This window comes from Streptomyces sp. NPDC020299, from assembly GCF_044387825.1.
Lineage (GTDB): Bacteria > Actinomycetota > Actinomycetes > Streptomycetales > Streptomycetaceae > Streptomyces.
Map to the genome: position 1 here is coordinate 178387 of NZ_JBIRWL010000008.1, position 23485 is coordinate 201871.

28 protein-coding genes are annotated in these 23485 nt (G+C 73.1%); 16 read left to right on the plus strand and 12 right to left on the minus strand.

Features of this window, described 5'->3' with window-relative positions:
- Positions 1 to 168 precede the first annotated feature (168 nt).
- Both ACH45E_RS21835 and pgm read right to left on the minus strand, forming a co-directional pair.
- Positions 169 to 615: a hypothetical protein gene (locus tag ACH45E_RS21835; protein WP_361445407.1), complete on the minus strand. Its 447-nt coding sequence runs from the start codon at positions 613 to 615 to the stop codon at positions 169 to 171.
- A 51-nt stretch (positions 616 to 666) separates the two neighbouring features.
- Positions 667 to 2307 (minus strand): phosphoglucomutase (alpha-D-glucose-1,6-bisphosphate-dependent), encoded by a 1641-nt coding sequence (gene pgm / locus ACH45E_RS21840; RefSeq protein ID WP_361445410.1) that lies wholly within the window; start codon positions 2305 to 2307, stop codon positions 667 to 669.
- A gap of 120 nt (positions 2308 to 2427) precedes the next feature.
- Here pgm and ACH45E_RS21845 point away from each other — a divergent pair, with 120 nt between their 5' ends.
- Positions 2428 to 3402, plus strand: coding sequence for a MerR family transcriptional regulator (locus ACH45E_RS21845; RefSeq protein ID WP_361445413.1), 975 nt, complete (start codon positions 2428 to 2430; stop codon positions 3400 to 3402).
- Here the strand turns inward: ACH45E_RS21845 and ACH45E_RS21850 are convergent.
- Positions 3344 to 4135, minus strand: coding sequence for a hypothetical protein (locus tag ACH45E_RS21850; protein WP_361445416.1), 792 nt, complete (start codon positions 4133 to 4135; stop codon positions 3344 to 3346). The genes ACH45E_RS21845 and ACH45E_RS21850 overlap by 59 nt on opposite strands.
- Before the next feature lie 131 nt (positions 4136 to 4266).
- Complete coding sequence (locus ACH45E_RS21855) at positions 4267 to 5148, minus strand: helix-turn-helix transcriptional regulator (RefSeq protein WP_361445419.1); 882 nt, start codon at positions 5146 to 5148, stop codon at positions 4267 to 4269.
- 134 nt (positions 5149 to 5282) lie between these two features.
- Between ACH45E_RS21855 and ACH45E_RS21860 the strand changes: the two genes are divergently transcribed.
- From ACH45E_RS21860 to ACH45E_RS21905, 10 genes are all read left to right on the plus strand, one after another.
- Positions 5283 to 6065: an SDR family oxidoreductase gene (locus ACH45E_RS21860; protein ID WP_361445421.1), complete on the plus strand. Its 783-nt coding sequence runs from the start codon at positions 5283 to 5285 to the stop codon at positions 6063 to 6065.
- Between the two features lie 52 nt (positions 6066 to 6117).
- Positions 6118 to 6333, plus strand: coding sequence for a tautomerase family protein (locus ACH45E_RS21865; RefSeq protein WP_361445424.1), 216 nt, complete (start codon positions 6118 to 6120; stop codon positions 6331 to 6333).
- Between the two features lie 64 nt (positions 6334 to 6397).
- Entirely contained in the window at positions 6398 to 7291 is an 894-nt protein-coding gene (locus ACH45E_RS21870; RefSeq protein ID WP_361445427.1) for a hypothetical protein, read from the plus strand.
- A 219-nt stretch (positions 7292 to 7510) separates the two neighbouring features.
- Positions 7511 to 8647 carry a SchA/CurD-like domain-containing protein gene (locus ACH45E_RS21875; protein WP_361445430.1) on the plus strand — a complete coding sequence of 379 codons (1137 nt, stop codon included), beginning with the start codon at positions 7511 to 7513 and terminating at the stop codon, positions 8645 to 8647.
- A 30-nt stretch (positions 8648 to 8677) separates the two neighbouring features.
- Positions 8678 to 9115: a cupin domain-containing protein gene (locus ACH45E_RS21880; RefSeq protein WP_361445433.1), complete on the plus strand. Its 438-nt coding sequence runs from the start codon at positions 8678 to 8680 to the stop codon at positions 9113 to 9115.
- Positions 9112 to 10380 carry a beta-ketoacyl-[acyl-carrier-protein] synthase family protein gene (locus tag ACH45E_RS21885; RefSeq protein ID WP_361445436.1) on the plus strand — a complete coding sequence of 423 codons (1269 nt, stop codon included), beginning with the start codon at positions 9112 to 9114 and terminating at the stop codon, positions 10378 to 10380. Before ACH45E_RS21880 ends, ACH45E_RS21885 begins: the two co-directional genes overlap by 4 nt.
- Complete coding sequence (locus ACH45E_RS21890) at positions 10377 to 11627, plus strand: ketosynthase chain-length factor (RefSeq protein ID WP_361445438.1); 1251 nt, start codon at positions 10377 to 10379, stop codon at positions 11625 to 11627. Before ACH45E_RS21885 ends, ACH45E_RS21890 begins: the two co-directional genes overlap by 4 nt.
- A 44-nt stretch (positions 11628 to 11671) precedes the next feature.
- Entirely contained in the window at positions 11672 to 11929 is a 258-nt protein-coding gene (locus ACH45E_RS21895) for an acyl carrier protein (protein WP_361445441.1), read from the plus strand.
- A 1-nt stretch (position 11930) separates the two neighbouring features.
- Positions 11931 to 12410 (plus strand): SRPBCC family protein, encoded by a 480-nt coding sequence (locus tag ACH45E_RS21900; protein ID WP_361445444.1) that lies wholly within the window; start codon positions 11931 to 11933, stop codon positions 12408 to 12410.
- Between the two features lie 19 nt (positions 12411 to 12429).
- Positions 12430 to 12762, plus strand: coding sequence for a TcmI family type II polyketide cyclase (locus tag ACH45E_RS21905; RefSeq protein WP_361445447.1), 333 nt, complete (start codon positions 12430 to 12432; stop codon positions 12760 to 12762).
- A gap of 90 nt (positions 12763 to 12852) precedes the next feature.
- Here ACH45E_RS21905 and ACH45E_RS21910 read toward each other — a convergent pair whose 3' ends face one another.
- The 6 genes from ACH45E_RS21910 to ACH45E_RS21935 form a co-directional block, all read right to left on the minus strand.
- Positions 12853 to 13881 carry a methyltransferase gene (locus ACH45E_RS21910; protein ID WP_361445450.1) on the minus strand — a complete coding sequence of 343 codons (1029 nt, stop codon included), beginning with the start codon at positions 13879 to 13881 and terminating at the stop codon, positions 12853 to 12855.
- 71 nt (positions 13882 to 13952) lie between these two features.
- A complete protein-coding gene (locus tag ACH45E_RS21915; protein WP_361445453.1) occupies positions 13953 to 15017 on the minus strand; it encodes a right-handed parallel beta-helix repeat-containing protein in 1065 nt (354 codons plus the stop codon).
- 73 nt (positions 15018 to 15090) lie between these two features.
- Positions 15091 to 16164 (minus strand): LacI family DNA-binding transcriptional regulator, encoded by a 1074-nt coding sequence (locus ACH45E_RS21920; RefSeq protein ID WP_361445456.1) that lies wholly within the window; start codon positions 16162 to 16164, stop codon positions 15091 to 15093.
- A gap of 75 nt (positions 16165 to 16239) precedes the next feature.
- Positions 16240 to 17556: an MFS transporter gene (locus ACH45E_RS21925; protein WP_361445459.1), complete on the minus strand. Its 1317-nt coding sequence runs from the start codon at positions 17554 to 17556 to the stop codon at positions 16240 to 16242.
- 83 nt (positions 17557 to 17639) lie between these two features.
- Positions 17640 to 17849 carry a DUF6417 family protein gene (locus ACH45E_RS21930; RefSeq protein WP_361445462.1) on the minus strand — a complete coding sequence of 70 codons (210 nt, stop codon included), beginning with the start codon at positions 17847 to 17849 and terminating at the stop codon, positions 17640 to 17642.
- Between the two features lie 30 nt (positions 17850 to 17879).
- Positions 17880 to 19037 (minus strand): low temperature requirement protein A, encoded by a 1158-nt coding sequence (locus ACH45E_RS21935; RefSeq protein WP_361445465.1) that lies wholly within the window; start codon positions 19035 to 19037, stop codon positions 17880 to 17882.
- A gap of 243 nt (positions 19038 to 19280) precedes the next feature.
- Between ACH45E_RS21935 and ACH45E_RS21940 the strand changes: the two genes are divergently transcribed.
- A complete protein-coding gene (locus ACH45E_RS21940) occupies positions 19281 to 19859 on the plus strand; it encodes a DNA starvation/stationary phase protection protein (protein WP_361445468.1) in 579 nt (192 codons plus the stop codon).
- 38 nt (positions 19860 to 19897) lie between these two features.
- Here the strand turns inward: ACH45E_RS21940 and ACH45E_RS21945 are convergent, their stop codons facing one another.
- Positions 19898 to 20266, minus strand: coding sequence for a MerR family transcriptional regulator (locus tag ACH45E_RS21945; protein ID WP_361445471.1), 369 nt, complete (start codon positions 20264 to 20266; stop codon positions 19898 to 19900).
- A gap of 99 nt (positions 20267 to 20365) precedes the next feature.
- Between ACH45E_RS21945 and ACH45E_RS21950 the strand changes: the two genes are divergently transcribed.
- The 3 genes from ACH45E_RS21950 to ACH45E_RS21960 all read left to right on the plus strand — a co-directional run bounded on the left by ACH45E_RS21950 (position 20366) and on the right by ACH45E_RS21960 (position 21768).
- Complete coding sequence (locus ACH45E_RS21950) at positions 20366 to 20800, plus strand: hypothetical protein (RefSeq protein WP_361445474.1); 435 nt, start codon at positions 20366 to 20368, stop codon at positions 20798 to 20800.
- A 132-nt stretch (positions 20801 to 20932) separates the two neighbouring features.
- Positions 20933 to 21223, plus strand: a complete 291-nt coding sequence (locus ACH45E_RS21955) for a DUF3040 domain-containing protein (RefSeq protein ID WP_361445477.1) — start codon at positions 20933 to 20935, stop codon at positions 21221 to 21223.
- Between the two features lie 77 nt (positions 21224 to 21300).
- On the plus strand, positions 21301 to 21768 hold the full coding sequence (locus tag ACH45E_RS21960) for a pyridoxamine 5'-phosphate oxidase family protein (protein WP_361445480.1): 468 nt from the start codon (positions 21301 to 21303) through the stop codon (positions 21766 to 21768).
- A 2-nt stretch (positions 21769 to 21770) separates the two neighbouring features.
- Here ACH45E_RS21960 and ACH45E_RS21965 read toward each other — a convergent pair whose 3' ends face one another.
- Positions 21771 to 22718, minus strand: a complete 948-nt coding sequence (locus ACH45E_RS21965; protein WP_361445483.1) for a DUF1731 domain-containing protein — start codon at positions 22716 to 22718, stop codon at positions 21771 to 21773.
- 111 nt (positions 22719 to 22829) lie between these two features.
- On the opposite strand from ACH45E_RS21965, the gene ACH45E_RS21970 reads away from it, so the two are divergent.
- The gene (locus tag ACH45E_RS21970; protein ID WP_361445486.1) at positions 22830 to 23471 is read left to right on the plus strand and encodes a GNAT family N-acetyltransferase; all 642 of its coding nucleotides are present in this window, start codon (positions 22830 to 22832) and stop codon (positions 23469 to 23471) included.
- The last annotated feature ends 14 nt before the right edge of the window (positions 23472 to 23485 follow it).

Genomic DNA, 23485 nt, shown 5'->3' on the forward strand with positions numbered 1-23485 from the left:
GCAATTCTCATGCATGCCCCGCGAGGCGTGGGCGGGCTCAGGCTTCTTCACCCGCCCGGAGGGCGTCCGATCCGGGTAGTTGGTGGTTTGAGCCGCGCGTACGGCGGCACCGGGGCCGGTCACACCACCCCGGTCACCCCGGGGCCGGCCGGGACCGGCCCCGGGGTGTCAGATCCGTCCGCCGGTGAGACGTGTGAGCGGGCCCTGCGCGGGGCGGCCGGAGCGGCGGCCCACCGCGTACGACGCGGCGCTCACGGCGGTCAGGCCGGTGCCCACCGCCACGGCGACGAGCTTGCGCTGCGCGAGAACCGTCCACGCCGTTTTGGCCGTGGCCGCCACCTGGCCGGAGGCCGCGACGACCGCGCGGCGGCCCGCCTCGAGCTTCTCGGCCCCGGCCTGCACGGCCCCGGTCGTCGCCTCGGCCGCCGTGGCGGCGGCGCGCTCGGTGCCGTCCTTGGCGGCTGACGTCACGTCATCCGTCTTCGCGGCGGCCTTCTTCGCGCCCCGGGAGGCGGGAGCCGTCGCGTCGGCGGCGGTCTGCCTGGCCTTGGCCACCGTGGCGCGCTGGGCGTCGGCGTTGCGCTTCGTGTCGTTGTTCGATTCAGTCATGGACATCGCCTTGCCGGTCCGCCCTCCGGCAAACAGGACCGGCCCGCCCGAAGTGCCTCAGCCGCCGAGCGCCGCCAGGACCACGGCCTTCGCCTCCTCCTGCACCTGGGCGAGGTGGTCGGGGCCGCGGAACGACTCGGCGTACACCTTGTAGACGTCCTCCGTGCCGGAGGGCCGGGCCGCGAACCAGGCGTGCTCGGTGGTCACCTTGATGCCGCCGATGGCGGCGCCGTTGCCCGGGGCCTGGGTGAGCACGGCCGTGACCGGCTCCCCCGCCAGGGTCGTCGCGGTGACCTGAGCCGGTGACAGCTTGGCCAGCAGCGCCTTCTCCTCGCGGGAGGCGGGGGCGTCGATGCGCGCGTAGGCGGGTTCGCCGAAGCGGGCGGTCAGTCCGGCGTAGTGCTCCGAGGGTGTCCTGTCGGTGACCGCGGTGATCTCGGAGGCGAGGAGGGCCAGGAGGATGCCGTCCTTGTCCGTGGTCCACACCGAGCCGTCCCGGCGCAGGAAGGACGCGCCGGCCGACTCCTCGCCGCCGAAGCCGAGGGTGCCGCCGAGCAGTCCGTCCACGAACCACTTGAACCCGACCGGCACCTCGACCAGTTCGCGCCCGAGGTCGGCGGCGACCCGGTCGATCATCCCGGAGGACACCAGCGTCTTGCCGATCCCGGTGCCGGCGGCCCACTGCTCACGGTGCCGGTAGAGGTAGTCGATGGCGACCGCGAGGTAGTGGTTGGGGTTCATCAGGCCCGCGTCCGGGGTGACGATGCCGTGGCGGTCGGCGTCCGCGTCGTTGCCGGTGGCGATGCGGAAGCGGTCGCGCTGCTCGATGAGGGAGGCCATCGCGTACGGCGAGGAGCAGTCCATGCGGATCTGGCCGTCCCAGTCCAGCGTCATGAACCGCCAGGTGGGGTCGGTGTGCGGGTTGACCACCGTCAGGTCGAGACCGTGCTGCTCGGCGATCCGGCCCCAGTAGGCGACGGACGCCCCGCCCAGCGGGTCGGCGCCGATGCGCACACCGGCCGTCCGGATCGCGTCCAGGTCCAGGACGCTCGGGAGATCGGAGACGTAACGGCCCAGGAAGTCGTACCGCCCGGTCGTGTCCGCGGCGAGCGCCCTGGCGTAGGAGAGGCGCCGTACGTCCTTCAGGCCGCCCGCGATGATCTGGTTGGCGCGGTCCTGGATCCACGAGGTCGCGTCCGAGGCCGCCGGTCCGCCGCTCGGCGGGTTGTACTTGAATCCGCCGTCGGCGGGCGGGTTGTGCGAGGGGGTGACCACCACCCCGTCGGCGAGCCCCGAGGTACGGTCCCGGTTGTGGGCGAGGATGGCGTGCGAGACCGCCGGGGTGGGCGTGTACCCGTCGGCGCTGTCGATCAGCACGGTCACGCCGCCCGCGGCGAAGACCTCCAGCGCGGTCACCTTCGCGGGCTCCGACAGCGCGTGGGTGTCGGCACCCAGGAAGAGCGGGCCGTCGGTGCCCTGGGCTTCCCGGTACTCGCAGATGGCCTGGCTGGTGGCGGCGATGTGGTCCTCGTTGAACGCGCTCGCCGTCGACGACCCGCGGTGTCCGGACGTACCGAACGCCACCCGCTGACCGGGCTCGGCCGGGTCCGGGTGCAGCGCGTAGTACGCGGTGACCAGCCGGGCCACGTCGACAAGATCCTCGGGACCGGCCGGCGTGCCCGCTCGCTCGTGCGGCATGGGTGCGTTCCTCCGCTTCGGTTCTGATGGTGCGCTCGGCGTCCCATCTTTCCCCCTCGGGACGCCGGTACGCGAGTACCGGCTTGAGTCTCCCCCGGGGGGAGACGGGAAGGTGGGTCCATGGACGGCGACACCCTGTACTCGATCGGTGAACTGGCGCGGCGCACCGGGCTGACGGTCAAGACGATCCGCTTCTGGTCCGATCGCGGCATCGTGACGCCGGCCAGCCGTACCGGCGCCGGCTACCGCCGCTACGGCCCGGAGGCCGTGGCCCGGCTCGCCCTGGTGCGCACGCTGCGCGAACTGGGGCTCGGCCTCGACACGATCCGCCGGGTCGTGGACCGGGAGCTCTCTCTCGGCGAGGTCGCCGAGCGGCACGCCGCCGCGCTGGAGGCGCAGATCGGCGTGCTGCGCCTGCGGCACGCCCTGCTGACGGCCGTGGCCAGGCGCCGGCCCACCTGTGAGGAGTTCGAGGAGATGGAACGCGTGCACCGACTGGTCCGGCTCTCCGGGGCCGAACGTCACCGGCTGATCGAGGACTTCCTGGACAGCGTCTTCGACGGCCTCGACGGCGGCCCGGCCCACGCCGCGGCCCGCCGCTCCATGACCCCGGAGCTGCCCGACGACCCCACGGACGAGCAGGTCGAGGCATGGGTGGAGCTCGCCGAGCTGTCCCTCGACCCGGACTTCCGTGCCGGCCTGAGGCGCGGCGCCGAGGACCATGCGGCCGTCTTCTCCGGCTGCGGTGCCGCACCGCCGCGACCCGATGCCGTGGCGGTCGTCCGCGACCATGCGACGGCCGCCGTCCGGTCGGGCATCGCGCCCGGCTCGCCCGAGGCCGGTCCCGTCGTCGCGGCGCTCACCGCGCACTGCGCCCGCGTCTTCGGCCGTCCCGACGACGCCGGGCTGCGCCGGTGGCTGCTGCGGCGCCTGCCGGCCGCGCAGGACACGCGCCGCGACCGGTACTTCGAGCTGCTCGCGCTGATCAACGGCTGGCCGGCCCCGGAGAGTCCGGCCCCGGCGATCAGCTGGTCGGTCACCGCGCTGCGCGCGTCGAATGCTCGTACCCGACCCTGTGCAGGCCCGGCTGCATAGTGGTTCCGCGCGCCAGGGCGCCGGGCCGCGGCAGGGTGTGCTCGCGCAGGTGGAACAGCCCCAGGACGATCGCCATGCCCACCGCGATCAGATGCTCGCGGCCCGCCAGATTCGGCACCGCGATCGACTCCCACACCATGGAGCCGCCGGTGAGGGTGAAGACCACGGGTGCCCGCCGGACGACCGCGATGTAGGTGAACAGCCCGACCACCGCCGCCGACGGCCCGGTGTCGAGGACCCGCCCGCAGGCGGCGGGCAGGCCCAGACCGCCCCAGCCGGGTCCGATGGCGATCATCACGCGCGCGGTGAGCGTTCCGGCCAGCGTGGTGACGTAGGCGATGACGAGTGTCCTGGCCCGGCCGAGGATCAGTTCGGCCAGGGCGAAGGCGAGGAACAGCTGGGTGATCCCCGCCCACACCGGAAGGTCGAGCGCCGGCACGTACAGCGAGACCGGGGTGCGCAGCAGGGCCAGCCACAGCGGCAGGTCGGCCTTGACTCCGCCCAGCAGCCACACCAGCCGTGCGCCGCGCGGCCGTTGCGCGAGGTCATGGAGGAAGATCACGCCGAAGGTGGCCACGAAGGCCAGGGTCAGTGCGGGCACTCCCCGGCGCCCCAACTGCCGTACGGGATCCACGACGATCCCCTGCCACTCGCCCCGGACCGTCCGCCCGGCGAACGACGCGGCCCTGCGGGCCACCGAACGCGGCCGTTCACCCCCGCCTCCCACCGCCATCCCCGCGCCCCCGTTGTGGTCGCTCGTCCCCTCGTGGTGCGAGGCCGTGGTCAGGGCCTCGACTCACAGGACCGGAAAAGCGCGCGATAAGTTGCCTCACAGGGTGGTTTGTCGGGCAGAAACCAAAGAATTCACTCTCCCTGAAGGATTTCGTTCGGCAAGGACCGGTCCCCCTCGGTCAGGTCCTGGGTGCCGATGACCGAGAGCAGCTCCAGCTGGGCGGCGCCCTCGGTGCCGGGCGGGGCGGTGAACCACAGCAGGCGCCGGCGGCCGTCCTCGCTGAACAGGCAGTGGCAGTCCAGCTCGATGACGCCCAGTGCGGGATGGACGATGCGCTTGTGGTCGGTGCGGCGCAGCGCGACGTCACGGGTCTCCCACAGTGCCGTGAACTCCTCGCTGTGCCGGCGCAGCGCGGCCACCATGCGGACCACCTCGGGGTCCTTGCCGCGCCGGGCGGCGACCGCCTGGAGGTCGGCGACGAACACCCGGGAGTGATGGGGGTGGTCCTCGGCCGGGTAGACCGCGCGGGATCCGGGGTCGGTGAACCAGCGGTACACGAAGCTCGCGGTGGGGCCGGCCGTCGCCGGGGGCGGGCCGAGCAGCGCCCTGGCCAGGGGGTTCTGTACGAGCGTCTCGTGCAGGTCGGTGATCACCTGGGCGGGCGTGGTGGTGAGCCGGTCCAGCAGGCCGAGGAGGGCGGGCTGGACGTGCGCCGCCGGGCCGTGCGCCGCCGGGGGGAGGGGGCGGTCGGCGAGGTGGAAGAGGTGGTCGCGTTCGTCGCCGTTCAGCCGGAGCGCGCGGGCGAGTGCGGCCAGGACCTGGGCGGAGGGCTGGGCGCCGCGGGCGCGTTCCAGCTCGGTGTAGTAGTCGGCGGACAGCCCGGCCAGCTGTGCGACCTCCTCCCGCCGCAGTCCGGGCACCCGGCGCCGGGGGCCGGCGGGCAGGCCGACGTCGGCCGGGCGGACCCGGTCGCGCCGGGACTTCAGGAATGCGGCGAGCTCCGACTGGTTCACCCCGTCATGATCCCGCGTGCCGGTCCGCCGAGCCAGGGGCCGCCGACCCCAGGGTGAGGACAGCCGTGGCTGCCGCCGGGACACCGGGCCAGGCTGGAGGTGCAAGCCAGTCCAGCACGTTCACGGGAGTCGACATGTCCACCCAGGAAACGACCACCGGCGCCAGCGCCTCCGCCCAGGGCGCCGGCCCACGCCGCGTCGCCGTCGTCACCGGCGGTTCGCGCGGCATCGGCCGCGAGACGGTGAGCCGGCTGGCCGCCGACGGATACGCCGTGGTGGTCGGCTACGCGGGCAACCGCGATCTGGCCGAGGCCGCCGTCAAGGAGGTCACCGCCGCCGGTGGCCGGGCGGTCGCCGTCCGGGCCGACGTCGCCGACGAGGAGGACGTCGCCACGCTCTTCGCCACCGCGGAGTCGGAGTTCGGCGGGGTCGACGTGGTCGTCCACGCGGCCGGCCGCATGTATCTGTCACCGGTCGCCGAACTGGACCTGGCGGAGCTGGACGCGATGCACCGCACCAACATCCGCGGCACCTTCGTGATCGCCCGGCAGGCCGCCCGGACCCTGCGCGCCGGCGGCACGCTGATCACCTTCTCCACCTCCGTGGTGGGCCTGGCCTTCCCCGCGTACGGCGCCTACAGCGCCAGCAAGGGTGCGGTCGAGGCGCTCACGATGGTCCTCGCGCGAGAGCTGCGCGGGCGGGACGTCACCGTGAACGCCGTGGCCCCGGGGCCCACCGCGACGGACCTGTTCCTCGACGGCAAGGACGAGGAGACGGTCGCCCGGCTGGCCGCCCAGCCCCCGCTGGAGCGCCTCGGCACCCCGGCCGACATCGCCGCGGTGGTGTCCTTCCTCGCCTCGCCGGCCGGTCACTGGGTCAACGGCCAGGTGATCCGCGCCAACGGCGGCATCGTCTGACGGGCCGCCCCACCCACCTATACCCACCCGAACCCCGCAGAGGAGAACCGTCATGCCGTTCGCGAACTTCAAGGTCCCCGCCGGAAGCCTCGACGACAAGCAGAAGGAGGAGATCGTCACCCGCGCCACCCAGCTGTACGTCGACATCTACGGCGAGCGCGCCCGCGCCACCACCCTCGTACTGGTCGAGGAGGTCACCGACGGCGGCTGGGGCATCGGCGGCAACGTCCTGACCCTCGCCATGCTCCAGCAGCCCGCCGAGGACTGACGCCCCAGCCCGCCCCGGCCCGCTGCGGGTGCGCGGCGGCCGGGGCCGGCGGAGTCTGGTGGGCATGCCCCACAACGCGGTGGAGTCGGTGCTCGACGAGCTCTACACCACCCCGCCGACCCGGTTCGTCACCCGCCGGGAGGAACTGGCCGCCGCGGCCAGGGCGGACGGGCGCGCCGACGACGCCCGCCGGATCCGCGCCGCCCGCCGCCCCACCCTGGCCGCCTGGGCCGCGAACCTGCTGCTGCGCTCCCGTCCCGAGGAGAGCCGGCGGTTCCTGGAGCTCGGCCAGGCACTGCGCGAGGCGTACCGCGCACTGGACGCCGCCGGGCTCAAGGCGCTGTCCGCGGAGCGCCGTCGGGTCGTCTCCGCCCTGTCCGGGCAGGCGGCCCGGCTCGCCCGGGAGGCCGGGCACGAACTCTCGGGCGGGGTGCGGCAGGAGGTCGAGGCCACCCTGCGCGCGGTCCTCGCCGACCCCGACGCGGCCGACCGGTGGGCCGGCGGCCGCCTGGAGGGCGCGCTCACCCCGCCGTCGGAGTTCGACACCGCCCGGATGCCCGCCGTACCCCCTGCCCGGCGGACCACCGCACCGCCGACGCAGCAGCCCGAGGCGCGGGACGAACTCGCCGAGCGGCGCCGCCGACGGCGGGCCGGGCAGCTCGCCCGCGCCCGCGAGGCCGCCGACCGGGCCGTACAGCGGCTGCGCGAGAAGCACACGGAACAGACGCGGGCCGAGGCGCGCCTGAGGCAGGCCCAGGACCGGCACGCCGACGCGCTCGGCCGGCTCTCCACCGCCGAACGCGAACTGGACCGGGCGCGCGAGACGCTCCGCACGGCGGAGCGCGAGCAGCGGCGGGCGGAGGAACACCACGAGTCGGCCGCCGAAGCCGTGGCACGGGCCGAACGGGCAGCCCGCGAGGCCGCCGAGAAGGCCGACCGCCTCGCCACCGACTCCTGACGCGGCAAAACCTTCTTCCCGCCCCCGACCGGGTGAACCCGTACGGAGCACCCTTCACCCACTTACCCCGCTGCGTTCGTGGTGTGGCACGGCACGGCGCAAGATCGTGCCCATGCGACCGGCGCGCTTCCTTGCGCGGCGCACCGGTCGCTGTCCCGTTCCGTCCACCGGCCGCCCCTGGCGACAGGCGCAGGGGTCCGCGAAGGAGATGCGCGCAGGATGACCCTCACCTCCGAACGAGTATCAGAACTGTCGGCGCGACAGGTGTCGCACCATGTCTCCCAGTCCGTGTTCGACGGCTCCAGGCTCCGGGTCGTCCTGCTGGTGGACGTCTACGACGGAGCCCAGCAGCAGTTCCTGGAGGCGTACGAGCACCTGTGCGAGCAGGTCGCCTCCGTGCCCGGCCATGTCAGCGACCAGCTGTGCCAGTCGATCGAGAACCCCTCCCAATGGCTCATCACGAGTGAGTGGGAGAGCGCCCCGCCGTTCCTGTCCTGGGTGAACAGCGAGGAGCACGTACGGATGGTGGAACCGCTGCACAGCTGCGTCCGGGACACCCGGTCGCTGCGCTTCCACATCGTCCGCGAGACCGGCGGGCCGGCCACGGACGCCGCGACCGGCAGGCGCCGGCTCCAGGCGTCCCCGCGGATCGGTGACGGCGTGGTCCGCCACGCGCTCACCTTCACGGTCAAGCCGGGCAGCGAGGAGAAGGTCGCCAAGATCCTCGCCGACTACGCCTCCCCCGAGCCGCAGGTCGACGACGCCACCCGGCTGTGCCGCACCTCCCTGTTCATGCACGGCAACCGGATCGTACGGGCCATCGAGGTGCGCGGCGACCTGCTCACGGCGCTGCGCCACGTCGCACGGCAGCCCGAGGTGCGGGCCGTCGAGGAGGCCATCAACCCCTATCTGGAGCAGCACCGGGACCTCGACGACCCGGAGTCCGCCCGGGTGTTCTTCACCCGTGCGGCCCTGCCCGCCGTCCACCACGTGACGCACGCCAAGGACACCCCCGAGGCGGAGCGGCACGCCCTGTTCTACCCGGCCCGGGAGGGGCTCGGCATGCGGCTGGCCGAACTCCTCGCCCAGCAGGACGCGGTGGCGGCGAACGACTCGCGCAGCCCGATCCTGCGCAGCACCGTCTTCGAGCGCGACGACGTCGTCGTCCGGCTGATCGACGTGCGGGGGTCCCTCGAGGCGGCCGACCCCGTCGTCGTCCTCGGTCTGCCCGAGCCCTCGCAGGCGGCCGAGCTGACGACGCTCCTCGACGCCGGCGCGAAGAGCGGCGACCCCGCGCGTCTGCTGGAGTCCGCCCGCATGGCCCTCATCACCGACCGCCGGTCCCCCGAGTCCTGACCGGCCGCCGCACAGCATCGGAGGAACGTCGTGATCACACCCCGTCCCAAGATCGTGGACCTCGGCGAGGTCGAGCCGAACACCCGGCGCGGCGGCGACCTGCGCGCCATGCTCACCCCCGCCACGGTCGGCTCCACCAGCGGTTTCATGGGCGTGGCCATCGTGCAGCCCGGTGACCGCATCGGCGAGCACTACCACCCGTACTCCGAGGAGTTCGTCTACGTCGTCTGCGGGCAGCTGGAGGTGGACCTGGACGGCGAGCCCCACCCGCTGCGGCCCGAGCAGGGGCTGATGATCCCCGCCCACATGCGCCACCGCTTCCGCAACACCGGTGACGTGGAGGCCCGGATCGTCTTCCACCTCGGCCCGCTGGCCCCGCGCCCTCAGCTGGGCCACGTCGACACGGAGGAGACCGAGCCCGTCGCGGTCGCCGCCGAGCCGGCCGACACGGGCGGGAGCCGGTCATGACCAGGCGGGTGGCGGTCACCGGCATAGGCATCGTCGCGCCCGGCGGCATCGGTGTCCCGGCCTTCTGGGATCTGCTCGCCAGTGGCCGTACCGCGACCCGGGGCATCACGTTCTTCGACCCGGCCGGGTTGCGCTCCCGGATCGCCGCCGAGTGCGACTTCGACCCGGCGGCCCACGGGCTGGACGCGGAGCAGGCCACGCGGGCGGACCGGTACATCCAGTTCGCCCTGGTCGCGGGCGAGGAAGCCGTCCGCGACTCGGGCCTCGACCTCGCCGGGGAGAACCCCTGGCGGGTCGGGGTGTCCCTGGGGACCGCCGTGGGCGGCACCACCCGGCTGGAGCACGACTACGTGCTGGTCAGCCATCGCGGGGAGCGCTGGGACGTGGACCACCGGGAGGCGGAGCCGCATCTGCACCGGGCGTTCTCGCCGAGCACGCTCGCCTCGGCGGTCGCGGAACGGTTCGGGGCGTGCGGTCCGGTGCAGACCGTCTCCACGGGCTGCACCTCGGGTCTCGACGCCGTCGGGTACGCCTTCCACGCCGTCGAGGAGGGCCGGGCCGACATCTGCATAGCCGGTGCCTCGGACTCGCCGATATCGCCGATCACCATGGCGTGCTTCGACGCGATCAAGGCGACGTCCCCCAACAACGACGATCCCGCCCATGCCTCCCGTCCCTTCGACAACGACCGTGACGGGTTCGTCATGGGCGAGGGCGGGGCGGTGCTCGTCCTGGAGGAGCTGGAGCACGCCCGGGCCCGCGGGGCCCATGTGTACTGCGAGCTGAGCGGTTACGCGACCTTCGGCAACGCCTACCACATGACCGGTCTGACCAGCGAGGGCCTGGAGATGGCCCGCGCGATCGAGGACGCCCTGGACCACGCCCGGCTCGACGGCGGCGCGATCGACTACGTCAACGCGCACGGCTCGGGCACCCGGCAGAACGACCGGCACGAGACGGCCGCGGTGAAACGGGCCCTGGGGCAGCACGCCTACGACACCCCCATGAGCTCCATCAAGTCGATGGTGGGCCATTCCCTCGGCGCGATCGGGGCGATCGAGGTCGTGGCCTGTGTGCTGGCCCTGGCCCACCAGGTGGTACCGCCCACCGCGAACTACGAGACCCCCGACCCCGAGTGCGACCTGGACTACGTCCCGCGCGTCGCCCGCGAACGGAAGCTGAGCAGCGTCCTGTCCGTGGGCAGTGGGTTCGGCGGTTTCCAGTCCGCGGTGATCCTGACCCGGACTGGGGAGAGGACACCATGAGCGAACCGTATCCCCGGCGCGCGGCCGTCACCGGAATCGGTGTGGTCGCGCCCAACGGAACCACCGTGGAGGCCTTCTGGAAGTCCACCCAGGAGGGCATGAGCGTCCTGGACCGGGTCAGCCGCGAGGGCTGCGAGCACCTGCCGCTGCGGGTGGCCGGCGAGGTCCGCGGCTTCGAGCCGGCGGGTGCGGTCGAGGAGCGTTTCCTCGTCCAGACCGACCGGTTCACGCACTTCGCGATGGCCGCGGCCGATCTGGCGCTGGAGAACGCCCGTCTCGGCCAGGCCGACACCGACGACGCGCCGTTCTCGGTGGGCGTGGTCACCGCGGCCGGTTCCGGCGGCGGCGAGTTCGGCCAGCGTGAGCTCCAGCAACTGTGGGGCAAGGGCAGCCGGTTCGTCGGCCCGTACCAGTCGATCGCCTGGTTCTACGCCGCCAGCACCGGCCAGATCTCCATCCGCCGCGGCTTCAAGGGGCCCTGCTCGGTGGTCGCCGCCGACGAGGCCGGCGGCCTGGACGCCCTCGCGCACGCGGCCCGGGCCGTGCGGCGCGGCACCGAGGTGATGGTGGCCGGCTCGACCGAGGCGCCGCTGGCGCCGTACTCGATGGTCTGCCAGCTCGGTTACGAGGAGCTGAGCACCGTCGACGACCCGGCGCACGCGTACCGGCCGTTCACCGACCGGGCCTCGGGGTTCGTGCCCGCGGAGGGCGGCGCGATGCTCGTCGTGGAGGAGGTGGCCTCGGCCTGGGAGCGGGGGGTGCCCGTGCGGGCCACCCTCGCCGGGCACGCGGCGACCTTCACCGGCGCCTCGTGCTGGGAGGCGTCCCGGGAGGGGCTCGCCGAGGCGATCCGCAGGGCCCTGGACGAGGCCGGCTGCGCCCCCGAGGAGGTCGACGTCGTCTTCGCCGACGCCCTCGGGGTGCCGGCCGCGGACCGGGCCGAGGCACTGGCGATCGCCGACGCCCTCGGCGGCCACGGCAGGCGGGTACCGGTCACGGCGCCGAAGACGGGCACCGGACGGGGCTACTGCGCGGCCCCCGTGCTGGACACCGCGGCGGCGGTGCTCGCCATGGAGCACGGCCTGGTCCCGCCCACCCCGAACGTCTTCGACATCTGCCACGACCTCGACCTCGTGACCGGCCGCGCCCGCACCGCCGAGCTGCGCACGGCGCTGGTGCTCAGCCGGGGCCTCATGGGGTCGAACTCGGCGCTCGTGCTCAGGCACGGCGCCGCCGACGCCTCGTAGCGAGGCCGCCGGAGCGAAACACAGCAAGGAGAGAGAGGAACGACATGAGTGCCCAGATCACCGTCGAAGAACTGTCCGAACTCATGAAGACGGCGGCCGGGATCACCGTCAGCCCGCAGGAGCTGACGGACCGGTCCGACACCGCTTTCGGCGAGTTCGGCATCGACTCGCTCGGCCTGCTCGGCATCGTGGGCGAGCTGGAGAACCGGCACGGCACGCCGATGCCTCCCGACGCGGAGCGCTGCAAGACCCCCCGGCAGTTCCTCGACCTCGTCAACAGCACCCTTCTGGCAGGAGCCTGACATGGCCGGACACACGGAGAACGAGATCACCATCGCCGCACCGCTGGACCTGGTGTGGGACATGACCAACGACGTGGCGAACTGGCCGCAGCTGTTCAGCGAGTACGCCTCGGCCGACATCCTGTCCCAGGAGGGGAACAGGACCACGTTCCGGCTGACCATGCACCCCGACGAGAACGGCACCGTGTGGAGCTGGGTCTCGGAGCGGGAGACCGACCGCCCGTCCCTCACCGTCAAGGCCCGCCGGGTGGAGACCGGCCCCTTCGCCCACATGAACATCCGGTGGCGCTACGAGGAGGTCCCGGCCGGCACCCGGATGATCTGGACCCAGGACTTCGCGATGAAGCCCGAGGCTCCGGTCGACGACGACTGGATGACCGACAACATCAACAAGAACTCCAAGGTCCAGATGGCCCTGATCCGGGACCGGATCGAGAAGGCCGCCGCCGAGCAGGGGGCCCAGCCGGGCCTGACCGACTGAGGCCGGACGGAGCGAGCCCATGCACCAAGCCCTGATCGTGGCCCGGATGGCCCCCGGATCGGCCCCCGGCATCGCCCAGATCTTCGAGGACTCCGACCGGGGGGAACTGCCCCGCCTCGTCGGCGTGAAGCGGCGCAGCCTCTTCCAGTTCGGTGATGTGTATCTGCACCTCATCGAGTCCGAGAAGGACCCCGGCCCCGCCATCGCCAAGGTGACCGGCCACCCGGAGTTCCGGGACGTCAGCGAGCGGCTCCAGGCGTACGTCAGCGCGTACGACCCTCAGACCTGGCGCTCACCGAAGGACGCCATGGCGCAGCGCTTCTACGTCTGGGAGCGTGACTCGGCCTCCTGACCCCGCCGTCCGCCCCCGCGGACGGCCACACCGGTCGCCGGGCCCGCAGCGTCGCGGGCCCGGCGACCGGTGTTCAGGACGCGGGTGGGGTCACCCGGGGACGGTGCAGTCGAACGCGTGCAGATAGGGGTTGACCGGGCTGATGTCGTCGATGACCAGGCCCGCGGCGGTCAGCCGGCCGACCATGCTCTCGGTGGTGTGCTTGGCCCCGCCGACGTTCATGAGCAGCAGCAGGTCCATGGCGGTGCTGAACCGCATCGACGGGGTGTCGTCGACGAGGTTCTCGATCACCACGACCCGTGCCTTCGCCCCGCCCGCCTCGATGACGTTGCGCAGGCAGCGGGCGGTGCTCTCGTCGTCCCACTCCAGGATGTTCTTGATGATGTAGACGTCCGCCCGCACCGGGATGGCCTCGCGGCAGTCGCCGGGCACGATACTCACCCGGTCGGCGAGCGAGCCGCCCTCGCGCAGCCGGGGATCGGCGTTCTCCACCACGCGCGGCAGGTCGAGCAGGGTTCCCCGCATCGACGGGTACTTCTCCAGCAGACGGGCCACCACATGGCCCTGTCCGCCGCCGATGTCGGCGACCGACTTCGCCCCGGACAGGTCCAGCAGTTCGGCGACCTCCCGCGCGGACTGCTTGCTGGAGGTCGTCATGGCCCGGTTGAACACGTCGGCGGACTCGGGGGCGTCCTCGTTGAGGTAGGTGAAGAACTCCTTGCCGTACAGGTCCTCGACGACGTTCCGGCCGGTGCGCACCGCCTCGTCGAGGCGCGGCCAGGCGTCCCAGGTCCAGGGCTCGGTGCACCACAGCGAGATGTAGCGCAGGCTGTTCGGGTCGTCCTCGCGCAGCAGCCGGGACATGTCGGTGTGCGCGAACGTGCCGTCCTCGCGCTCGGCGAACACGCCGTAGCAGGACAGGGCCCGCAGCAGCCGTCCGAGCGGCTTGGGTTCGGTCTTCACCGCGGCCGCGAGGTCCGCCACGGCCATGGGGCTCTCCCCCAGCGCGTCGGCCACGCCCAGCCGGGCGGCCGCGCGGAGGGCGGCGGCACACGCCGCCCCGAAAACGAGCTCCCTCAGCCGCATGGACGGCGGTGGGGCAGTGGGTGCGGTCGTCATGTGCCGCCTCTCCTCCTCTGGTTACGGACGGACTGGTTACGGAGGTACTGGTTACGGATGGGGACGGCCGGTCAGCACAGGCCCGAGGGCTTGGACTTGACGCAGTTGTTGCGGGTGAAGGTGTTCTGGCGCTTGGCGGATTCCTGGTTGACGACGTCCGCCGGAGCGTTGCCCACCAGCCTGTTGCCGGTGACCCGGTTCCGTTCGCTGGTGGTGCCCACGAAGCTCTTGTAGACGACGACGCCGCCGGAGAGCGGGGACCTGCCCGCGTTGCCGCTGATCTCGTTCCCGGTCACCAGGGTGTCCTCGGCGCCGGTGATGACGACGCCGGAGCCCTGGAGGAAGGGCAGCCGGGCGGTCTTCTCGCAGTACTTGTTGTTCTTGACGATACGGTTCGAGGCCACGGTCACCTTGCCGGCCTTGGGCTTGTTCTCGTCGCCGACGACGAACACCCCGGCGCAGTTGCCGGTCACGTCGTTGTGCGTGACGGTGAGGTTGCGCAGGCGCCGGACGGTGACGCCGATGCGGTTGCCCGTCAGCACGTTGCCGTCGACGATCGTGCCCCTGGTGTCCTTGGCGCCCGCCTCGGTCAGGATCGTGTTGGCGAGGAACACGCCCGCGTCGCCGTTGTCGCGGACCGTGTTGGCCCGGATCAGGCTGCGCTGAGACCGCTCCTCGGCGACGCCCCACAGCTTGTTCTTCTCGGCGGTCACGTAGCGCACGGCCAGGCGGTCGGTGCCCACGGCGAACACGCCGGCCCGGGCGAAGCCGGTCACCCGCAGGTTCTCGACGGTGACGCCGTCGAGGCGACGGCTCTTCGTCCCCACGACGCAGATGCCGTTGCCGTTCTCGGCACAGGCGTTGGCGGACTTCTTCTTGCCGGGCTTGATCACCGTGCTCCGGCCCTGGCCACGCAGGATCAGCCCGCGCGTGGTCACCTTCACGCTCTCGTGGTACGTGCCGGCCATCACCAGCACGGTGTCCCCGGGCCTGGCCGCGTCCACCGCTTTCTGGATCGAGTGGCCCGGGCGCACGACATGGAGCGTGGAGCAGCCGGCTGCGGGCGAGGCCGCACTGAGTCCGACCACGGTGAGCACTGCGGTGCAGGCCGCGAAGACCGTATGACATTTCTTCATATTCCGCACGTTACGGCTCAAAAGGGGACGAATGCCCCGGATGAGCCGTCCGGCGGCGTGTCACGCGTGGCGTTCAGTCCTCGGGCGCCGGGGCCGTGCTGCGGCGGACGACGAGTTCGACGGGTACGACGGGGGCGACGGGGGTGGAGCGGGGCCCGGCGGTCCCTTCGAGGCGGTCGAGGAGGAGGCGCAGGGAGCGGGTGCCGATCTCGGCGAAGTCGGTGCGTACGGTGGTCAGCGGGGGCAGCAGGTGGGCGGCCTCGGGGATGTCGTCGTAGCCGACCACGCTGACCTCGTCGGGGACCGGCCGTCCGGCCTCGTGGAAGGCGCGCAGCACGCCCAGGGCCATCTGGTCGTTGGAGGCGAAGACGGCGGTGACCTCGGCGTCCCCGGCCAGCCGGCGGCCCAGTTCGTACCCGGAGTCGGCGCTCCAGTCGCCGAAGAGCGGCTCGGGGACATGCGCCCCGGCCGCCCGCAGGGTCGTGCGCCAGCTGTCGGCGCGCGCGTCGGCGGCCGTCCAGCCGGCCGGGCCCGCGATGTGCCGGACGGTGCGGTGGCCGAGGCCCAGGAGGTGCTCGGTGGCCAGGCGGGCCCCGGTCATGGAGTCCGCGGTGATCAGGGGCGTGCCGTCGCCGAGGTCGTTCTCCAGCACCACGAGCGGGGTGTCGAGGTGTGCCTGAGCCAGGGCGCGGCCGATCCGGCGCTGCGGGGCGATGGCGATCACACCGTCGGCGCCCTCGGCCGAGAGGCGGTCGGCGGCCCGGACCACCGTGTCCCGGTCGGCCGTGTCGAGGGCGATGGAGCTGACGAGGTAACCGGCTTCCTGCGCCGCGCGGTTGATCGCGGTCAGGATGGAGGCGGGTCCGAACCGCGCCGCGTCGAAGGAGATCACGCCGAGCATCCGGGTCCGGCCGCTGGCCAGCGAGCGGGCACTGCGGCTGGGACGGTAGCCGAGCGTGCGCATGGCGGCCTGTACGGCCTCGCGGGTCTCGGGGCGGACGGCCGGGTTGTCGTTGATCACCCGGGACACGGTCTGCTTGGAGACGCCGGCCAGCCGCGCCACGTCGTCCATCACGGGCCGCGCGCCGGCGAAGTTGCGCCGGCTGCGCCGCGGCGGGACCGGGCTGTCGGCGGTGCTGCGGGGCATGACGGGTCGCTTCCTCGGGGCCGGGCCCGGCGGTCCTTCCGCCCGGCGGATCCACAGGATAGGCCGGGCAGCCGCTCAGGTTCTCGGGCCGGTCGGGGCGCCTGCCCCGCGGGCCGGAACCGCGCCCCGGGTCCGCGTGCCGTGGATCAGCCACAGCGTGGCGGCCAGGCACACGGCGGAGACCGCGCACAGCAGCAGCGGCACCGCGCGGATCCCGGCCCCCTCGATGGCCTTGCCCAGCAGCGGGCCCGCCGCGACCCCGCCCACCATGGAGGCGGCGATGACCAGCGCGCCCGCCCGGCGGGCCCGTGGAGCCGCCCGGCGCAGCCACGGCAGACCGGTGGGGAAGATCGGCGCGATGAACAGGCCGACGCCCGCGTAGGCGTAGGGCGCGAGCCCGGGCACGGCGGCCAGCAGCAGGCACCCGGTCATGCCCGCGCAGGAGACGGTGATGAGGGACTGGGCCGTGAAGCGCAGCGCCAGCGGTGCGACGAGGAACCGGCCGACGGTCATCATCAGCCAGTACACCGAGGTGGCGGTCGCGGCGGCCCCGGCGCCGTAGCCGACGGTCTGAAGATGGGTGGGCTCCCAGCCGCCGACGCCCGCCTCGATGCCCACGTGCAGTACGTAGAGGGCGACGAACACGGCGAGCACCGACGCCAGGCTGCGGGTCAGGACTGGGGCCTGTTGCGAAGACCCCGCCGGGCCCGCCCTTCGGGCGGACGACGGGACCTTCGCAACAGGCCCCAGCCCGCCTCCGGGTTCCCCCGCCGCGCCGGCCGGCTGGGGCGCCCGGTCGCGTACGCCCTTCAGGCACAGCAGCAGCGGCAGGTTGGCGAGCGCGAAACCGAGGAAGACGGCCGGGTAGTGCGCGGCGCCGACCGCGCCGATCAGGGCCGGGCCGAGGATCGCGCCGATGCCGAAGTGCGCGTTGAGTACGTTCAGCATCGCGGTGGAACGGTGCCCGAAGCCGACCGCGAAGAGCTGGTTGAGGCCGTAGTCGATGCCGCCGAAGCCGAGTCCGGCCAGCAGCGCCGTGGCCAGCGCGGTGGGCCAGTTCGGCGCGAACGCGAAACCGGCCGCGCCGAGCGCCATCAGCAGGTGGGAGGCGGCGAGGATCCGCCGGTTGCCGATCCGGCCGTACAGCCGGTCGAAGAGCAGCACCCCGCTCACCCCGCCGACGAAGTGGGCGCTCAGTCCGAGACCGGCGGCCGAGGGGGTGAGTCCGAACTCCTCGCGGAAGGCCGGGATGGCGGGCCCGTAGAGGGCCTGGAGCGCGCCGATGAGGACGAAGCCCACGCAGGAGGCCACGACGGCGGCCGGGCTGAAGACGGGGGTGTCCGCGACCGCGCGGGCAGGGGCACGGGGCGGTCGGGTGGTCGGCTCGGTCACGCCGCTGAGTGTTACCGGTAACAAAGAGGCCGTCAAGGTCCCGGCACGCCGCCGGTTCGCTCACTGCCGCGCCGCCTCGCCCGTCAGTTGGGCGACGGGATGCGGGCGGCGATCTCCCGGGCCACGCGATGGGCCTGAGGTGACACGGGCGGGCCGCCCCGCGCCGTGCCCGCCTCCAGCAGGTCCAGCAGGTCGTGCGCCTCCTCCTGGTGCAGCTCCGCCAGCCGCTCGGCGGTGCCGTCCCCGGGCAGGAAGCCGATCTCGTCCAGGTCTGGGGGGTCGTAGCCGTCCATGACGGGGCAACGTACCCGGTACGGCCCGCCTCACGCACCCTCGACGGGCCCGGCGGCGCCCGGTGCCGACGTCACGGCGACCAGCATCGCCAGCAGGGCGCCCGCGACGAGGGCTGGGGCCGGGGACCAGGCGGCCGGCACCAGGGCGGCCGCGGTGACGGGGTACGGGAGCCACTCGGCGGCCCTCTTCTGGTGGGGGCGCAGGTGCACGGCCCACACCGTGACCAGGAAGACGGCCGCCGGTACGGTGACCGCCGCCCCGGCGGCCGGGGCCGACGCGCCGGTGTGCCGCGTGACGTGATCGGCGTACGCGGCCAGGCCCGCCCCCTCCGCGGTCGCCGCGGCGAAGACCAGGTAGTGGCCGTAGGCCCAGGGGAACCTCCTGCGGTCGGCCTGGTGCGTCGTGGCGAGCAGGGTGTGCGCGGGGCGGGCGAAGTACAGCCACCACAGGGCGTAGGCGGTGAGCAGGCCACCGGCCGCCACCGCGACGAGGGCGCCGGTGCCGTGGTGCCGGCCGAAGGCACTCCGCACGGCGACGGTGGCGGCGGCGACGGACTCGCCGAGCACGATGAGGGTGAACAGTTCGTAGCGCTCGGCGATGTGGTGCGGATGCCAGGGAGTCATCCCGGCGGACTGCGCCCACACGGGCACACAGAGCTCGGCGGCTATCAGCACGGCGATGCCGGGCAGCCGCAGCGCGGGCGGGACACCGAGCAGGCCCACCCAGCCGAGCTGGCACACCGTCACTCCCACGGCGAAGCGCAGGGCCGTCCGGCGCCGGGCGGGGTCGGACACCGCGGCCCGGAGCCACAGGGCGGCCAGGGTCGTCCGCAGGACGACGTACCCGAGCGTGACGATCCTGAGGTCGCCGTCCTGGAACGCCGGGCGCACACCGGCCGCGAGGACGAGCGAGCCGGTGATCTGGGCGAGCACCGTCAGCCGGTACGGCACGTCGTCGGGGTCGTAGGCGGAGGCGAACCAGGTGAGGTTCATCCACGCCCACCAGATGGTGAAGAAGACGAGCGCGAAGCGCAGGGCGCCGGTGGCGTACTCCCCGTGCGTGAGCGCCGTGCGCAGGCTCGCGGACGCCTGGGCCACCGCGATGACGAAGCACAGGTCGAAGAAGAGTTCCAGTGGGGTGGCGGACCGGTGTGGTTCGCCGGGGTCCCGGCCCCGCATGGTGCTCATGCCTCTCCTCGCTGCACCGGCCCTCCCCGGGCGTCGGCCGTTGCGCCGAGGCTAGGGCGGCCGGTGGACGGTCACGTGTCCGCCGGCGCACGGGCATGTGCCCGAGAGCGCACGGCCGGCGCGGTGCGCACGAGGGTGTGCACGGGCGGGCAGCACGGCGTGCGCTGCCGGGCGACACGGTGCCCGCGCGGGCCCCTAGCGTCACCGGGGTACGCACCACACGGCACCAACAGGAGGCGGAACATGACCACCAGCTCCCGGACCGGGACCGGCAGCCAGCCGTGGCTGCACCAGAAGGGCGAGGTGATCCAGGAGTTCGGGACCGTCAAGCAGTTCCCGGTCGGCCTGTCCTACGAGGCGCGGATGTACTCCTGCCAGCGCCTGAACAAGGTCCTGGCGGACACGCAGATCCTCTACGGCCTCTACAAGAAGCACCACTGGCTGATGCGCGGCGCGACCTTCTACCAGCTGCACCTGGTGCTGGACAAGCACGCGGGGGAACAGCTCGAGATCGTCGACACCGTCGCCGAACGCGTCCAGTCGCTGGGCGGGGTCGCGGTGGGCGACCCCCGGCACGTCGCCGAGATCACCTCGATCCCCCGGCCGCCGGACGGCGTCGAGGAGGTCCCGGCCATGCTGTCGCGACTGCTGGAGGCCCACGAGAGCATCCTCGTCGACGCCCACGAGGCCGCGGCGCGGGCCGCCGAGCTGGGTGACGACGGCACCAACGACCTGCTGGTGTCGCAGGTGATCAGGACCGGCGAACTGCAGGCGTGGTTCCTGGCCGAGCACCTGGTCGACACACCACTGGTCCGCACCTGACCGGGGCCGGGCTCACGGCCGCCCGGCCCGCCGGGCGGTCAGCCGGACCGACCGGCCGTCGCCCGCAGCGGGCATCCCGTGCCGACACGCTCCGCCAACTCCGACCGCAGGGCGGTGAGTTCGGCCATGCGGGCATCGACGATCCGGATCTTCTCCTCGAGCAGCGCGGACAGGGCCGCGGCGGAGTCCGGGGCGTGGAGCAGTTCCTCGCCGCGCCGTGCGATCTCCGCCAGGGAGAAGCCCAGGGTCCGCGCGGTGCGGACGTAGTCCAGCCAGGGCACCGTCTCGGGCGGGAAGTCGCGGTAGCCGTTGGGCAGTCGTCGGCCCCTGACCAGGCCGGCCTTCTCGTAGAAGCGGATGCCGTCCTTGGTCATGCCGGTCCGCTCGGCCAGCTCTCCGATCAGCATGACTCTCCGTCAGTTCACCTGTGCGGGCTTGACCTTGGACCCTACTCCACTGTTTAGCGTGACGGGCGTCGCTGTCGTGCAACCACCAGGAGCAGCACCGTGATCCGTCTCCCCGATCCCTCCCGCCCGTCCTACGCGCGTGTCGTCCGCGCCAGTGCCGGGTACGACTTCGTCGTCACCGCCGGATTCGCGACGCCCTGGACGTACGCCCTGGTACACCGTGCGCTGTCGTCGCTGGGCGGCACGCTGGGGCTCGGGGTCCTGCCCGCCCTGGATCCCGTGCAGACGCTGTACGCGAACCTGATGGGTTCGGTCGTGGTCGTCTGGGCCCTGCTGCGCCTGTTCCGGCCCCTGCCGGCGCACGGGCTGTACGACGGCGTGGCCCGCGTGCTGTTCGCGCTGTGGCAGGCGTACGCGCTCGCCCAGGGGGCCACGCGGCTGTTGTGGCTGTTCCTCGTCGTCGAGGTCTCCTTCGGCCTCGCCCAGCTCCTGCCGTGGACACGCCGCGGAGAGCTCAGGACCAGCAGGGCGTGATCAGGTCCCTGGGCAACAGGCCCTAGGGGCCCGGCGCGCTGCCGCGGGCGCTGACCTGCCAACCGTCCACCGGGACGAACAGCCCGCGGCCGGATGGGCATCGGATGGCGTTCTCGGGGAACCCGGTGTGCCATGAAAGACCGGAGCCACTCGGATGACGTCGAACTCACCACCCACGAACGACTCACCCTGTTCGGCATCGAGGCGGAGCTGCGCCGTGACCGCCGTCTCGCCCGCCGGATGAGCCCTTCACGCCCTCGGGTGTGGCTGGCCCTGGCCGCCGCGCTCCTGATGTGCGCGTCGCTGACCCTGGGCATCCTCGGCTTCCGCACCTCGGACCCGGGGCTGGTGTGGGCGTTCGCCGCGGTCTGGCCGCTCACCCTCATGGCGGCCTTCCGGCTGCTGTGCCGTGCGGCCAGGTAGTTCGTTCCGCCTCGGTCCCGAGCCGTAGGACCACCGCCCGAGGCGGCGCGGCCGCGCGGTCGGTACCGTCGCCCGGTATGAAGATCACCGAGGAGCCCCGGGACGCCGCTCGGCGTCGGCGTGATGTGCTCACGAAGCTGCGTACACGGACGGACACCTGGGTCGCCACGTCCGGCGCGGACGGTATGCCGTGTCTGGTCCCGCTGTGGTTCCGGTGGGACGCAGCCGCCCTGTGGCTGTCGACCAGGATCACCAGTCCGACGGGCCGTAACCTGCGCGACACCGGCCGGGCTCGTCTCGCGCTCGGCGACACGCGGGACGTCGTCCTGATCGACGCCGCGGTGGAGACCTTCACCGCCCAGGAGGTGCCGGCCGCCGCCGCGGACGCCTTCGCGGAGCAGTGGGGCTGGGACCCGCGCGAGGATCACCCCTCGTACGCGTACTTCAGGGCACTGCCGCGGGCGATCCAGGCCTGGAACGGCTCGCACGAGCTCAGGGGGCGGCACGTGATGCGCGACGGTGAGTGGACCGCCCCGGCGCCGTGAGGTCAGGGGCGGCGGTCGCGTACGCGTCGTACGAGGTCGGCGGCGGCTCCCGGCCAGTGCGGGTGGTCGAACGCGAAACCCGCCTCCTGAAGGCGGCCCGGGACGACGCGCCGGCTCTTGAGCAGCAGTTCGGTGTCCGAGCGCAGCACGAAGGCGCCGATCTCCGCCATCCACGCGGTGGCGGGCAGACCGACCGGCATCCCCCACGCCTTCCGCAGCGCGCGCATGAAGGCGCGCTGGGGCAAGGGGCCGGGGGCGGCGAGGTTCACGGGGCCGGCGAGGTCGTCCCGGCCGGCCAGGAACTCGACGGCGCGCACGAAGTCGCGGTCGTGGATCCAGGACACGTACTGGGCACCCCCGGCGACCGGCCCGCCGAGACCGAGACGTGCCAGCCGCAGCAGGACGTCCAGTACGCCGCCCCGGTCGGGGCTCATCACCATCGCGGAGCGCAGGGCGACCTTGCGGGTGTGCGGGGTGTCGGCCCGCTCCTGTTCGCGCTCCCAGGCCTTGGCGATGTCGACGCTGTACGACCAGTAGCCGGGCACGTCCGGCTCGCTGCCGCCGATCACACCGGTCGCCTCGTCGTTGGGCGCGTCGAGGCGGTGGGCGTAGACGGTGGCCGTGCTCATCTGGAGCCAGACGCGGGGCGGCCGGGCGGCGGCGGCGATCGCCTCGCCGACGACCCGGGCGGACTCCACCCGTGAGTCCATCATGGCTCTCAGGTTGACCGGGGTGTAGCGGCAACTCACGCTGCGTCCGGCCAGGTTGACGACGACATCGCTGCCGTCGACCGCCTCGGCCCAGGGGCCGAGGGTCCGTCCGTCCCAGGCGAGTTCACCGGGGCGGGCCGGTCGTCTGCTCAGCACCACCACCTCGTGACCGGCCGCGGTCAGCGCGCGCCTCAGGACCGTACCCACCTGGCCGGTGCCTCCGGGCAGCACGAACCTCATCGGGGCCTCCCCTCTCCCTCACTGGACACGACCCTAGCCCAGAGTTGAACATGTTCAAAACGATGTCCGGAGGAACGATGTCCGGTGGAACGACGAGGAAGGAGACGCACCATGAGCCCGACCCTGGCCGGCATCCTGGAAGCGGCCGCACAGGGGCGCTTCCCGCCGCCCGACGGCGGTACGACCGTGGTGGGGCAGCCGAGTCACCGCGACGCCGGGGTGCTCGCGTTCACCGCGCACTCGGTCGTGTTCACCGACGAGGATCCCCGGTGGGTGTACGACACCCTGGCCGCACTCGACTGCGACGCGCTGGCGGCCACGATGAACCCCCGGTTCCTCGCGGCGTTCCTGGACCGCACCGGCCGGGCGGCGGACACCGTCGACCTGCTGACCGTGGCGAGTGCCCTGCCCGGCGAACCGCCGCTTGAGCTACGCGAGTTGATGGATCCCGGTCATCCCCGGGCGACCAGCGCCCGCAAGCGCCGGGACGACGTCCGGGTCTGGGCCGCCGACGGCGGGGTGGTCGTCCTCGGACGGGGCGTGGCCGGCCGCTGGGAGACGGCGGTCGAAGTCGACGAGGACGTACGCCACCGTGGCCTGGGCCGGGCCCTGGCCACGGCCGCGCGGCACCTCGTGCCGGACGGGCGGCCGGTGTGGTCGCAGCAGGCGGCGGGCAACGCCCGCAGCGTGCGCGCCTTCCAGGCGGCCGGGTACCGGCCGGTGGGCGCCGAGGCGCTGCTGATCGCGCCGTAGACGGTGGTACTGCG

Excerpts from the sequence above, each read along its gene's own strand:
- ACH45E_RS21835 (WP_361445407.1), bottom strand. The coding sequence starts at position 615 with ATGTCCATGACTGAATCGAACAACGACACGAAGCGCAACGCCGACGCC.
- pgm (WP_361445410.1), bottom strand. The coding sequence starts at position 2,307 with ATGCCGCACGAGCGAGCGGGCACGCCGGCCGGTCCCGAGGATCTTGTC.
- ACH45E_RS21845 (WP_361445413.1), top strand. The coding sequence starts at position 2,428 with ATGGACGGCGACACCCTGTACTCGATCGGTGAACTGGCGCGGCGCACC.
- ACH45E_RS21850 (WP_361445416.1), bottom strand. The coding sequence starts at position 4,135 with ATGGCGGTGGGAGGCGGGGGTGAACGGCCGCGTTCGGTGGCCCGCAGG.
- ACH45E_RS21860 (WP_361445421.1), top strand. The coding sequence starts at position 5,283 with ATGTCCACCCAGGAAACGACCACCGGCGCCAGCGCCTCCGCCCAGGGC.
- ACH45E_RS21865 (WP_361445424.1), top strand. The coding sequence starts at position 6,118 with ATGCCGTTCGCGAACTTCAAGGTCCCCGCCGGAAGCCTCGACGACAAG.
- ACH45E_RS21870 (WP_361445427.1), top strand. The coding sequence starts at position 6,398 with ATGCCCCACAACGCGGTGGAGTCGGTGCTCGACGAGCTCTACACCACC.
- ACH45E_RS21875 (WP_361445430.1), top strand. The coding sequence starts at position 7,511 with ATGACCCTCACCTCCGAACGAGTATCAGAACTGTCGGCGCGACAGGTG.
- ACH45E_RS21885 (WP_361445436.1), top strand. The coding sequence starts at position 9,112 with ATGACCAGGCGGGTGGCGGTCACCGGCATAGGCATCGTCGCGCCCGGC.
- ACH45E_RS21890 (WP_361445438.1), top strand. The coding sequence starts at position 10,377 with ATGAGCGAACCGTATCCCCGGCGCGCGGCCGTCACCGGAATCGGTGTG.
- ACH45E_RS21895 (WP_361445441.1), top strand. The coding sequence starts at position 11,672 with ATGAGTGCCCAGATCACCGTCGAAGAACTGTCCGAACTCATGAAGACG.
- ACH45E_RS21900 (WP_361445444.1), top strand. The coding sequence starts at position 11,931 with ATGGCCGGACACACGGAGAACGAGATCACCATCGCCGCACCGCTGGAC.
- ACH45E_RS21905 (WP_361445447.1), top strand. The coding sequence starts at position 12,430 with ATGCACCAAGCCCTGATCGTGGCCCGGATGGCCCCCGGATCGGCCCCC.
- ACH45E_RS21910 (WP_361445450.1), bottom strand. The coding sequence starts at position 13,881 with ATGACGACCGCACCCACTGCCCCACCGCCGTCCATGCGGCTGAGGGAG.
- ACH45E_RS21915 (WP_361445453.1), bottom strand. The coding sequence starts at position 15,017 with ATGAAGAAATGTCATACGGTCTTCGCGGCCTGCACCGCAGTGCTCACC.
- ACH45E_RS21920 (WP_361445456.1), bottom strand. The coding sequence starts at position 16,164 with ATGCCCCGCAGCACCGCCGACAGCCCGGTCCCGCCGCGGCGCAGCCGG.
- ACH45E_RS21930 (WP_361445462.1), bottom strand. The coding sequence starts at position 17,849 with ATGGACGGCTACGACCCCCCAGACCTGGACGAGATCGGCTTCCTGCCC.
- ACH45E_RS21935 (WP_361445465.1), bottom strand. The coding sequence starts at position 19,037 with ATGAGCACCATGCGGGGCCGGGACCCCGGCGAACCACACCGGTCCGCC.
- ACH45E_RS21940 (WP_361445468.1), top strand. The coding sequence starts at position 19,281 with ATGACCACCAGCTCCCGGACCGGGACCGGCAGCCAGCCGTGGCTGCAC.
- ACH45E_RS21945 (WP_361445471.1), bottom strand. The coding sequence starts at position 20,266 with ATGCTGATCGGAGAGCTGGCCGAGCGGACCGGCATGACCAAGGACGGC.
- ACH45E_RS21955 (WP_361445477.1), top strand. The coding sequence starts at position 20,933 with ATGAAAGACCGGAGCCACTCGGATGACGTCGAACTCACCACCCACGAA.
- ACH45E_RS21960 (WP_361445480.1), top strand. The coding sequence starts at position 21,301 with ATGAAGATCACCGAGGAGCCCCGGGACGCCGCTCGGCGTCGGCGTGAT.
- ACH45E_RS21965 (WP_361445483.1), bottom strand. The coding sequence starts at position 22,718 with ATGAGGTTCGTGCTGCCCGGAGGCACCGGCCAGGTGGGTACGGTCCTG.
- ACH45E_RS21970 (WP_361445486.1), top strand. The coding sequence starts at position 22,830 with ATGAGCCCGACCCTGGCCGGCATCCTGGAAGCGGCCGCACAGGGGCGC.